We start from the raw sequence: 12211 nt of genomic DNA, 5'->3' as shown, positions 1-12211 counted from the left end.
AACCCCCGGCCTTACCGCGGCCCCGCCCGCGCCGGCGCCCAGCGCGTCACGCGGGCGGGGAGCCGCACGACTGCGACCCACCGGCCGCCCCACCGGCCGCACCCGACCGCGGCTCGCCCTCCCCCACGACTCCAAGGAGTGGCGCATCCCCACACCACCGCCAGCACCAGCACCAGCACCAGCACCAGCACCAGCACCAGCACCAGCACCAGCACCAGCACCAGCCTGCCCGTTGCCCCAGGCGCGCAGTGGGAACTGTGGCGGTCGGGGCGGCCGCTCGCGCTGTACGCGAGTATGAGGACGTGAAGCGGGTCGGGCGGCAGCTCGCCGAACGGGGCGAGGCAGCCGTCGGCCGTGACCGGGGCGGGCGTGCGGTGTTGGCACGTCGACGCGTGCGTGAAGTCCGTCCCCGCGGATGTACGGGTGAGGTCCTGTACCAGCGCCAGGGGTGCGGGGCGGGCCTCACGGGTGTGCGGGGCAGGCCTCACGGGTGTGGGGGGCTGCTACAGCTCGATGTCGATGTGCTCCACGTCGGTGAACTCCACGCCCAGGCCGGCCGCGCGGGTGTCGTTGGCGCGGAAGTACATCTGCGCGAGGCCCTCGGCCGCGATGCGTTGGAGCTGCTGTTCGGTGGCGCCCTGCTCGCGGGCGGTGAACAGGCGGTCGGCCCACTGGGGCGGTAGGGCCTGGGTGATGTCGCGGATGCGGGCGTCGTCGGTCGTGCCCGGGGCGGCGGTGAATCCGAACCGGGCTCGGCTGGAGAGGACCAGGCCGTCGGTGGTTGCCGCCTTCTTCTTGGCCTTCGCCCGGATCTGCGGCTGCCAGCGGTGCTTGACCTCACGCTCTATGCGCGCACGCAGGTCCTTGCGGGGCCGCTTGAGTGTGCCGACGACGTACCGCTCCACGGTGCGCTGGGAGACCCCGAGCGCCTCCGCGACCGCCTTGGTGCCCTTGAGCTGCTTGACCAGGTACTTCACTTGCGCCTGGGCGCTCTTGGGGATGGGGCGGGTGAACGCTCCCTCCAGCGCGCGGTCCAGGCTTTCCGCGACCGAGTCCGCCATGGCCTACTCGCCTCCTGTGGCCGTCATGTCGTTCATGTCATTCATGTCGTTCTTGATCAGGTTGGCGACGTTGAAGACGCCGCCCTGGGTCTCGAACTGCTCCTCGGCCCACAGCACGGTCTGCGTGCCCTGGTGTTTGACCATCCCCGGTGAGACGCCGAGCCGGAACGTGCCCGGCGCGGGCTTGCCCTCGTCCGTGTGTGGCAGGAAGTCGAGCGGCGAGGGGCCGGGCGAGGGATAGACCAGTGCGTCGGTGCCGATCGCGACCGGGTAGACGTCGGCCGCGGCGGCGGTCTTCATCATCTTGCGGTGCATGCTGACCCGGACCGTCGCCAGCACGGCGGCCCGGATGTCGGGGCGCCAGGTCTCCCTCGAGAGCGCCGGCCACGGCTCGTAGTACGGCACCTGACCACGGTTGCGCTGGCGCAGCTTGCCGATGCCGCCCTTGGCGGTGGCCTTGATCGCCTTGAGTACCAGGGCCGTCGTCGGGTCCGCCTGTTGGGAGCGGGCCATCGCCTGAAGGAACTCCTGGCCGCCCAGGTCGGTGGTGACGCCGAGGTCGGCCATCGTGGCGACGTAGGCGTCCCGCAGTCGCTTGTACCAGGGGTCGAGGTAGCGGCCGGTCTGCGTGCGCACGTGCGCCTCGATCGGTGCCACCTCGAAGCCCAGTTCCTGGGCGTAGGCCACGGTCGGGGTGGCGTACCAGGCCGGGCCCTGCGGCCGGTTGCCCTTGGGTGTGAAGGGTGAGGGGAGCCGGTCGCCGTCGAGGGTGCGGCCGTTGATCCGCACGTGGGAGAGGTCGACGTGGGTGAGGTCGACCAGCCACGAGCCGGGCAGCGACGGGTCGAATTTCGGGTTGCCGGTGAGGTGGGTGGGCCCGTTCAGACCGACGGTGAGCCCGTTGGCGGCCGCGGCGAACGCCATGTTGACGTCGATGGCGACCAGGTAGCGCTGCATGCACTCGGCGTCGGTGAGCTGCCGGCACCAGTCGTACGGCTCCTCCATCAGCATCTCGGCCGGGGTGCGCAGGTGATGCCGGGCGTGGACGCCCTTGAGGATCGGGTGCTCGTCGGGGACCTCGCACTCCACCACGTCGTACAGCTTGGTCAGGGCGTCGTCGTTGAACGCCCTGTTGAACTCGCCGGTGGCCGGGTCCTTCTCCGCGCGGTTCGGCGGGCGCAGCGCCGTCATCAGCTCCAGGCCGGTGACCGCGGTGGTGCCGCGCGGCGTCATCACGCGGTCCGCGTACGTGCCGAGGAACCGGGCCAGGTCCGCTGCGTGCATGGTCGGCAGTTGCGGGTCGTTGTTGTTGTCCCACTCGTCGACGGGCAGCGCGCCCCAGGCCGGGATGCACAGCTGCACGCAGCGGCGCCTGGAGCCCTCGGGCTCGCGGAAGAGGCGCGTCCATGCCCCGAACCCGCGCTGGGTGAGCTGCAGGCCGGCCTTGCCGAGCTGTTTGACCGCCTTGTGGCTGTCCTTGAGCCGCCCGGCGCGCCGCTCCTCCTGCGACAGTTCGGCAGGCAGGCCGTAGCGCTCCAGGGCGGCGGGGGTGAGGAGCAGGACGGGGTCGGCGTCGCGGCCGTTGCGGTGCAGGCGGGTCTGGCCGAGCTTGGCCTCGGTCAGTGTCCAGTCGACCAGCGCGGGCAGGGACTTGGCGGGCACGTCCAGGACCAGGCCGCCGACGCAGTACGCCGACACCTGCCCGTCCTCGCAGTCGACGACCGCCAGCGGGCCGTTCTCGAACCGCGCGTCGGTGCCTGCCGGGCCGGTCGGCTTCGTCGCCGCCTTCCGCGCGGCCGGCCGCCGCGATGTCGGCGACGGCCGGCCGGCACGCGCCGGGCGCGATGCGGCTGCCGGGGCGGTGCTCGGCTCAGCGTTCCCTTCGGCGGCCGCGGCCGCTGCCTCGGGCGCTGCCTCGGGCGCTGGGAGGGACGGTGTTCGCACCTCGGGGCGGGCGGGCGTGGCGGTGAGCGGCACCGGCAGCTGCGCAGCGTCGGTGTCGGTGGGCTGGGGGTACTTCTGCGCCCACCCGTCCAGCAGCCGTTGGTAGGCCTGGCGGCGCGGCGGCCGCGGTTCCGAGCGGCCGGCTTCCCAGTTCTTCACCGTCTGCGTCGATGTCCGCAGCGCCTCCGCGAGCCGGGCCTGAGAGACACGGGCCGCTTCGCGCAGCCGCGTCCGCTCTGCCGGGGGCGGCATCTCCGGCTCGCCCTCCAGTAGTGCGTCCACTGCCGCGAACAGCTCGTCTTCGGTCGGCATGCTTCACCTCCGTCCCAGACACTACCGCGAACTTACCCGTGAATTTACCTATGAGTTTGCGGTTGGATTTCGGATCGGGCTGCTGTGGGCAGAAGGCGGGAGGGTGTGGTGACCTGTCGCGGCGGAGGTTGAGCGTTCCTCATCGGTGTTTGGCGGCCGGCCGTGCTCGTGCCGCTGAGGACCGTGAGGCGGTGGGCGCCCCCAGCCCCCAGCCCCCAGCCCCCAGCCCCCAGCCCCCAGTCCCCAGCGGCAAGAGAAGTGCAGTGCAGGCGCTCCCGGGTCCGTCGAGAAGTGCGTTCACTACGGCTCGACGAAGCCGACGCTCGACGCCGCCTACCAGGAGCCCACCGTGCTCGAGGTCGTCAGTCGTCAGCGGCACGGGTCTTGGTACGCCAGCCCCGGTACGTACCGTAGCCACTGCGTCCGGTCCAGGCCGCCGGCGGCCACCTGGCAGGCCAGGCGCTTGGGGTCGTGGGCGGCGGCGGGCAGCTGGCCCAGGTCCCACAGGCGCAGCATGCCGTCGCCGCCGGCTGTCAGCAGCGTACGGCCGTCGGGGGTGAACGCCACGTCGTCGACGCTGTCGTCGAGCGGCGGCAACTCGGCCGCGACATGGGGCCGTTGCAGATCACCGATGTCCCACAGCACGGCCGTACCCTGGTCGTCGGCCTTGGCCAGCAGGTCGCCGTCGGGGTGAAAGGCCACGCGTCCACCGCGGTCGGGCGCATCGGGGAGCTCGATGGCGGGCTCGGACAGGGACGTGCCGTTGACCTGGTAGACGCTTTCGCCGACGGCCAGCAGTCTGCGTTTCGCACTGAACGCCGTGTCCTGCTGGAGCACCGCCACCGAGTCCCACTTGAGGTGACGGGGCCGGTTCGTATCGCTCATGTCGAACAGGCCGCTGCCCGCGCCCGGAAGCGCGAGCAGCCTGCCGTCCGGACTGAACGATGCCACGCTCGCGTTGGTGAAGCTGTTGAGGGTGTACGAGCGGGTCTGCGCGGGCCGTGCCCCCTTGAGGTTCCACAGCGTCGCCCAGCCGTCGATACCGCCGGTGAACCGGGGTTGGTTTCCGGACGTGACGAGGAGTGGGGCACGGGGGCTGAAGGCCAGCGAGGCCACCGGGCCCCGGGTGCGCAGGGTGGCGGTCTTGCGGGGGTGGCGCCGGTTCGATGCGTCCCACAGGATGACCCGGCTTGCGTCGTCGCCACCGGCCAGGTAGCGGCCGTCCGCCGAGAACGCCACGTCCCTTGGGTTCCCGGAGAAGCCGCGCACGACGGAGAGTCGGCGGGGCTTGTCGTGGTCGGTGAGGTCCCACAGCACCAGGGCGTGCATGCCCGCGGTCGCCGCCGTCCGCCCGTCCGGGGAGATCGCCACGGCCGCCACGGCCACCGGGTCCGCGGACGCCTGGGCGCGTTGCCGGGGACCGGGCTCGAAGTCCGTGCGCCAGCTGGCGACCACATCGTTGGTGTCGACTTCTCGGATGTGCCGTCCGTCAGGTGTGAAGGCGACGTCCTCGCCCCGGCGCAGCTCGGCGTCGAGCAGCTTTCCCGGGGAGTGCGGCTTGTCGGGGCGTGCCAGGTCCCAGCGCACCGCGCTGCCCTGCCCGTCGAGCGTGATCGCCGCCTTGCCGTCGGGCCGGAAGGCGGCGGCGGTCACGTCGCCCCGGTGGCCGCGGAGTTGGCTGAGGCGTTGCGGTGCGCGGGAGGGGCGGATGCGCCAGACGTAGGCGGTCCTGGCGTGGCTGCTGATCAGGGTGCGGCTGTCGGGGCTGAAGGCGAGGGCCCCTCCCCAGGGGGCGTCGCGTCCCAGGCGGCGCGGACGGGCCGGGTCGGAGGTGTCCCACGCGGTCATCCCGCTGCCGTGCTCGATGGTGATCTTCCCCGTGTCCGCCTCGTCGAGAGTGATCTTGCCGGTGGCGGTCACGACGGTCTTGCCGTCGGGGCTCATCTGGACCTTCGCAGCGTCGTAGAGACCGGTCACCGAGGCGAGACGGCGTGGCCGGCGCGGGGCTGCCACGTCCCACAGGTCCATCCGGCCGCTGCTGCCCCTGCCCTCGTGCACGGTGGCCAGCGTCCGGTCGCCGTCGCCGAATCCGCCGCCGTCCAGGCCCGTCGCGCCGGGCAGGCCCGGTAGCGGCCGCGGCTTGCCGGGCGTGGTGATGTCCCACAGGGCGTGGCCTTGGGTGGCCGCCACGAAGAGGGTGCGTCCGTCTCGGCTGAAGGCGATGTTTTCGACGTCCCCTCGCGGCGGTGCGAGGCGGTGCAGCAGTCGGCGCCGGCCTGGCTGTGAGACGTCCCAGAGCTTGAGCGTGCCCTCGCCCGCGGTGGCCAGGACGCCGGCGTCGTCCGAGAGTTGCCTGACGAACTGGCCGACGTCGTCCGGTCCCTGTGATGCGCCCGCGTACGGCGTGCGTTGCAGTGCGTTGACCAGGGCGGCGCGGGTTTCGGTGCTGGGGCGTACGCGGTACGCGGTCAGGCCGAGGCGGACGGCGGTGCGCGGGTCGCTTGTCAGGCGGTTCTCCGATTCGGCGAGCAGCGCGCGCACCGTGGCCACCCGCCGTTGCCCGTCGGCCTCTTTGCGCTGACGCTCGGCCTCGTCGCCGCGCACCTGTGCCATGACGCCGAAGACGAGGGAGGCGATGAGGAAGAAGGCCAGGCTCCAGGTCAGCGTGCGCCGCACGCCGACCGTTCTGGCGTGCTGGCGTGCCTCCTCGCTGTCGAGTTCGTCCTTGCTCACTTTGTGCAGGGCGGCCGCCAGGGTGCCGATGTCCTGGCGGAACCGGGCGTGGTCCAGGGACAGTTCGGTCTCGCTGCGGGCCCAGGTCAGGTCGACCCACAGGGGTTCGGCCGTGAACCATCCGAACATCTGGGGTGGTAGGGCGGTGGTGCGTGTCCGGTCGAAGTCCCGTGTGGTGTGGTCCCAGTGGATCGTGCCGCTGGTGAGCACGATGAGCAGGGTGGCGGGCTCGCGGTGCTGTTTCCAGTGGGCGATCTCGCGGCCCACCCATGGGGAGCGGGCGGCCTGCGGTGAGGCGAGCAGGATGAGGTGGCGGCTCGTGCTCAGCTTGGTCTCGATGGTGGCCCACAGGTCGGGACCGGCTTCCAGGGATGCCTGGTCGCGGAAGATCCGCAGGGCGCGCGGCCGGTTCCAGGGCTTGGCCAGGCGGCTCAGTGCTCTGTGCACGGCCGGGGCCGCCTTGGTGTCGGCCCCGTGACTGTAGGAGAGGAAGGCGTCGTAGACGTATCGGGTCGTGGTGTCGGTCGACGGCATTGGCTACCTCACATGTGGGAAGCGCGCCACAGGGTGTGCTCACGCCATGCCGCGTCCTTGGCGTTCGCCACGGAGTCGGCAGTGACCTGAGCCGGGACGCCCCGTCGGGGACTGGCCAGGCGGCCTCGACGTCGGTCTCGATCTTTGTGAAGCGGGTCGGTGGCAACTCGGCGGCGGTTTCGGTCGAGGTTTCCTCGGGCACCGAAGCCAAATGATCGCAGACGGTGATCCGGGTGTCCCGCGAAGTCTCCTGGGGCCAGGGTGACTTCGGCCATGTCGGGGCAGGGGGCACGTCTGCTCCGGTGGAAGCGCCTGGTCCTGCAGCGGTGCTCGGCAGTGCGGCTGCCGAGCACTGATCGGGCGCCGCTCTCGGCCACCCCTGGCAGCGGAGTCAGTCGCCGCAGGCCAGAGGGTCGCCGTCGGCTGACTCCCCAACCTCGCCAACTCGACGGAGTTGGGCTCCGGCAGGGTACGGCGCTCGAATTCCTCGTCGATGCGCGTGATCAGCCGGCCCAGGTCCCCTTTGGCTCCGGGAGGGAGGTGCAGCATCGCCCGCTCCAGGTCGTCACGGGCATCTTCCACCTCTCTCACAGGCGAATAGGCCTCGGAGGCGTTCAGGTAGCGTCCAGGCTGCTGGAAAACCCACTCGAAACAAGCGAGCGCATCAGCGACCGCGTTGGGCCACATCTCCTGGTCTTCGACCCGGCGGATCGCTGCACGAGTCCGCGCGGAGACACCAGGCACCTTCAGGACCGGATACTGCCATCGTGGCCGCCACCGCTCTGCGCGGAGGGCCTGGGGGCGCCTACGCGGCATCGCCCTTTCGGATCAACATGAGGCTATCCTGCCACGGCTGGGCACTCCCGGCGCAGGCCAGGGCCGCGAGCAGTGTCACGCCGCCCGTGAGCGCGAAGCACGCCCCGAGCGGCAGCCGTGCCGCCAGCAGACCGGCCGCCGCCGTGCCGCCCGAAATCCCCGCGTTCACCGCCGTGTTGACCCAGGCGCCCGCCTGGGTGCGGCGCCTCGGCGGTGCCACCTCGTCGGCCAGCAGATACGCCGTGGTGAGCGCCGGAGCCACAAAGAATCCCGCACCCGCCGCCGCCACGGTCAGTGCCCCCACGTCCGGTGCGAGCCCCGCGGCGGCCAGGGCGAGACCGAGGCCGGCGGCCAGCAGCGGCAGCCGTATCCGGGCCCCGGTGCGCCAGTTGACGGCGCCGTTCAGGAGCCCGCCGACCGCGCTGCCCGCCGAGAGGGCCGCGAGCACCCAGGCGACCACGTCGTCCCCGTGATGCCGCGCCGTCGCGAAGGCGAGGACCAGCAGATCCATGGCGCCCAGGGACAGCCCGACCCCGGCCGCCACCACGACCGGTGTCAGCAGCGCCCGCGCGCCTTGCAGCGGTGTCCTGGAGCGTGCCGGCGCCTTGGCAACGGCAGTCGGCCGTATGTCCCGCACGGCCGGCGACATGACGAACGCGCAGGTCCCGGCCCCGACGAGCAGCGCGCTCACGACGACCCCGGCCGCCGGGGGCGCGATCTGCACCAGCGCGCCGACCAGCAGCGGACCGGAGACGAACAGCATCTCCTCCGCGACGCCGTCCAGGCTGTACGCGCGCTGCAACAGTGGCTGGTAGTCGGTGAGTTCGCGCCAGATGGCCCGCATCGAGGGGCCGAGCGGAGGCGTCGTGGCGCCCGCGGCGGCGGCGAGGGCGCCCAGGAGGAAGGCGGGGGTGCCGGGCCGCCAGGAGGCCGCCGCGAGGGCGCTCAGGAGGCCCGCGTAGAGCAGGGCCATCGGCAGGAGCGCGGGGCGTGGCCCGTGGCGGTCGACCAGTGCGGCCCGTACCGGGGACAGGGCGACGCTGGTGGCGCCGAACAGCTGCCATGATCGTGCCGGCGACGGCGTACGAGCCGGTGGCCCGGGTCACCGCCAGCATCACGGAGAGGGCGACCATCCCGTAGGAGAGCCGCCCGAGCAGGGCGGCACCGAAGGTGCGTCGGGCGTACGGAAGGCGCAGTACGGCGGCGTACGAGGGCCGCCCTTGAACAGGCGCAGACATGGAAGGTTCCTCGGTCGAGGCGGAAGGAGGACGCCGGAGTGTCGCGAGCGCTGTGTGCGGGTCGCGGCCTGGGCGTGCCTATGCCAAGAGGAGGAACATGAGGCTCAACGTAGCAGCGGGCACCAGGGAAGTCAGTAGTCGCGGGAAGTCCGTAGTCCTAGGGAAGTTCGTAAGTCCTAGGGAAGTCCGTAGTCCGAGGGATCCCGCCCTCGGTGGTCGCGGGATGCGCGGCGCGCATATTGCAGTGAGATGTCCCGTTCCTGACCCGTGCGGGCCCGTGCGTGCCAAAGTGGAGGCCGACGAGGGGGATTGAGGCCATGAGGGCGCGCAGAGTGTTGACCTTCGCCGACGCGCTCGTGCTCCTCGGCGCCGAACCGCAGGGGCTGGCGAGACTGGACCAGGCGCTGGGCGGGGCGCTGAACCTGGCCACCGGCGGGGTCAGCAGCACTGTGCTCGGCATGGCGGACGCCAACGGCCGCCTCATCGGTCTCGGCCGTGATGCGGCACGAAGCGTCGGTGCGCGGCTCGGTCGGGTCCAAGGCCGGGCGGAGCGCACAGAACTGCTGCGCGCGGCGCACACCGTGATCGTGGTGGTGGCGTTCTTCGAGGCGATGGCGGAGTTGGATCTGCCGTTCGGCCTGGATGAGGTGGAGCTGACCCGCAGCGAACAGCTCGCCCTCGCCCGGCCGGATCCGGCGTCGTCTTCCTCGGCACCTCAAGCCCCCGACGTCGTGGCCCTGCTCCTCGATGCCGACCTGCCCTGCCCGGCGCCGCACACCACGTCAGATGCGGTCGGGGCAGCCCTGTTGGTCCGCTACGGCGAATACGCCGACAGGTTTGTGCGCTTCCTCCAGGGCTTGGCCGTCTGGGAGGGGCTTTCTCCACGTCGGCGCGAGCAGGCCGGCGACAGCCTCATCCGGGTCCTGCCGAGGAAGGCTCAAGAGCGCTATCAGAGTCTGTACGTTCAACTTGCCGCGCAGGCACCGGAGTTCGCGTTCTGGACAACGCAGCTGGCGCAGCAGGCCACCCAGGCAGAGGTCGGCCGGGCCCTTGCAGGGGTGGAGAGACTCCTCACCCGAACAGCCGAGGCCTTGCGCCCACCGGTCGACGTGGCAGCAGCTCTCGCGCGCGCACACCGCGCGGCGCTGAGCCGCACCGTGCTCGACGCCGAGTCCGCGCCGGAGGGCATCCGTATCCCCTCCACGGAGGAGCTCTATCTCGACCCGGACTTCCGAGTGAGCGATGTGCCCGGATCCAGCGAGCCGACCGACGAGCAGTGGTGGGAGCACATCCCGGTCCGCCGGGATCTGACACGGTATCTGGCCGGCGCGCTGACGTCCCCCCATATGACCCAAGCGCCGCTGCTGGTACTGGGGCAGCCCGGAGCAGGCAAGTCCGTACTCACTCGTGTGCTGGCCGCGCGGCTTCCTGCCGTCGGCTTCCTCCCCGTGCGCGTGCCGCTGCGGGACGTCCGCGCCGAGGACGATCTTCAGGATCAGATCGAGCAGGCGATCAGAGCCGCCACGGGTGAGAGGGTGAGCTGGCCGGAGCTGGTGCGCTCAAGCGGCGGCAGTACCCCGGTGCTGCTCTTGGACGGCTTCGACGAGTTGCTGCAGACCACCGGCGTCCACCAGAGCAACTTTCTCGAACGTGTTGCCCAGTTCCAGGCGCGCGAGGCGGATCAGGGCCGTCCTGTCCTGGCGCTTGTCACCAGTCGGACCGCGGTGGCGGATCGGGCTCGATTTCCCGACGGTCTGGTGGTGCTGCGTCTGGAACCCTTCCGGCCCGAGCACATCAGACAGTGGCTGGCTGTGTGGAACGCGGCCAACGCGGCCGGGTTCGCCGCCGCCGACCGCTCCCCCCTGGCCTGGGAGCACATCGAACGGCATGCGGACCTCGCCGCCCAGCCCCTGTTGCTGACCATGCTCGCGCTGTACGACGCGACTCAGGGAACGCTCCAGGGCGCCGGTGACAACCTTGATGTGACGGAGCTGTACGAGCAGCTGCTCTCCTCGTTCGCCCGACGCGAGGTGGAGAAGTCGACGCAGGGCGCGATACCCGAGGAGGAGACGGCCGAGCTCGTCGAGCGGGAGCTGCAGCGCCTGTCGTTGGTGGCCTTCGCTCAGCTGAACCGCGGCCGCCAGTGGGTGTCGGCCGCGGAGCTGGAGGAGGACCTCACGGCGGTGCTCGGGCGACAGCCGGTGCGGGCCGGCGGGTTCCGTACTCCCCTGAACCCGGCCGAGGTGGTGCTGGGCCGGTTCTTCTTCGTCCAGCGCGCCCAGTCCAGGCGGGACGGGCAGGTACTGGCCAGCTACGAGTTCCTGCACGCGACGTTCGGCGAGTACCTGGCGGTGCGACTCGCCCTGCACCTGCTCACCGACCTTCTGACTCCCCGCCCCGCGCTCGCGCTCGGCGGCAGCCACATCCACGACGACCTCGCCTACGCGCTGCTGTCCCATACCTCGCTGGCATCCCGCCAGATGCTGCGCTACGCACGCTCCTTGACCGAGTCGATGCCTGAGGATGAGCGCCGCCGTCTCGTCCGGCTCCTGGTCCAGGTCCTGGACCAGCACCAGACCCGTACGGCGGATCAGCTTCCGGGCTATCGACCGGCGCTGCTGCGTACCACGTCGCGCCACGGTCTCTACGGGTCGAACCTCGTTCTGGTGATCGTTCTGCTCGCACGGCACTGCCCCGCGGCGGTGCTCTTTCCTGCATCGGATGATCCCGTAGGCGCCTGGCACAGGCACTGTCTGCTGTGGCGTTCGGCGATGGACGAGAGCCAGTGGACGGACTTCGCGGTGTCCTTGGATGTCCATCATTACTGGGACGATGGCGGGCGGGGCCTGAGCGTCTCCCTGCGGCCTCACGCCGCCGGGCCCCCCGAGCCGCTCGACATGAACTGGCTGTTCCGCTATCCGCAGGCGCATGGCGGCTCGGGCTGGTCACGCTCCTACTGGGAAGATCTGTGGCTCAAGATGGCCATATCCGGCGGCACGAACGACTCGGTGCTACGGCACAGTCTCGATCCGGTGTTCCGCTGGCTCGGCCAAGCGGTGACGGTCTTCACTCCCATCGAGGGCGCGCCTGCCTCATCGCTCGCCCACGATCTCCTCGAATTGCTGCTCGCCGACCGTGAGGCGGTGACCGACGAGCAACTCGGCGATCTTCACATGCGGGCCCTGCGCGGCGTTCGGTCGATGTTTCCGACGGCCTCCATGTACCTGATACGAACCGTGGACGCCCTGTTGACCGCATTCTCCCGGGACAGGGAGCGACTGCCTGAAGCGTCGTCCGGTGCTCTCGGGGAGTTCCTGCACAACGACATGGTCCCCCTGCTGCTCGGTGAGCACGAGAGGGTGACGACGCCTGCGCCGTCCGTCCGTCATGCCCTGTTGCGGGTTCTGTGGCTGCACGAGCCTGCGCTGTCCGGGCTGCTTGCGCCGGATCTTCTGGACCGTCTGAACGACTACCGGGCGAGGGCCGATTGTTCTGCGCCGCCGTCGACGCGGTTCACCGGCCGCAGGTCACCCTCTGGGGAGGGGAGTTGACCACCTGCGTTCCCGCCGACCT

Annotated in this window: 5 protein-coding genes and 1 pseudogene; 1 reads left to right on the top strand and 5 read right to left on the bottom strand. The window is 71.1% G+C overall.

The features are described from left to right. Positions 1-11: 11 nt before the first annotated feature. From AC0680_RS18410 to AC0680_RS18390, 5 genes and pseudogenes are all read right to left on the bottom strand, one after another. Positions 12-488 carry a hypothetical protein gene (locus tag AC0680_RS18410; protein WP_478629697.1) on the bottom strand — a complete coding sequence of 159 codons (477 nt, stop codon included), beginning with the start codon at positions 486-488 and terminating at the stop codon, positions 12-14. 15 nt (positions 489-503) lie between these two features. Beyond that, positions 504-1061, bottom strand: a complete 558-nt coding sequence (tpg, locus tag AC0680_RS18405) for a telomere-protecting terminal protein Tpg (protein ID WP_478629696.1) — start codon at positions 1059-1061, stop codon at positions 504-506. 3 nt (positions 1062-1064) lie between these two features. Then, positions 1065-3317, bottom strand: a complete 2253-nt coding sequence (tap, locus tag AC0680_RS18400; protein ID WP_478629693.1) for a telomere-associated protein Tap — start codon at positions 3315-3317, stop codon at positions 1065-1067. 369 nt (positions 3318-3686) lie between these two features. Further along, a complete protein-coding gene (locus AC0680_RS18395; protein WP_478629690.1) occupies positions 3687-6584 on the bottom strand; it encodes a TIR domain-containing protein in 2898 nt (965 codons plus the stop codon). 805 nt (positions 6585-7389) lie between these two features. Further along, positions 7390-8638 (bottom strand): annotated as a pseudogene (locus AC0680_RS18390) (MFS transporter). 332 nt (positions 8639-8970) lie between these two features. Here AC0680_RS18390 and AC0680_RS18385 point away from each other — a divergent pair. Continuing rightward, entirely contained in the window at positions 8971-12189 is a 3219-nt protein-coding gene (locus tag AC0680_RS18385) for an NACHT domain-containing protein (RefSeq protein WP_478629687.1), read from the top strand. Positions 12190-12211: the final 22 nt, after the last annotated feature.

It is taken from the genome of Streptomyces sp. NPDC043738 (assembly GCF_056436545.1).
Note: the sequence above shows the minus strand (reverse complement) of the source record. Positions and strands in the feature narration are given on the sequence as shown.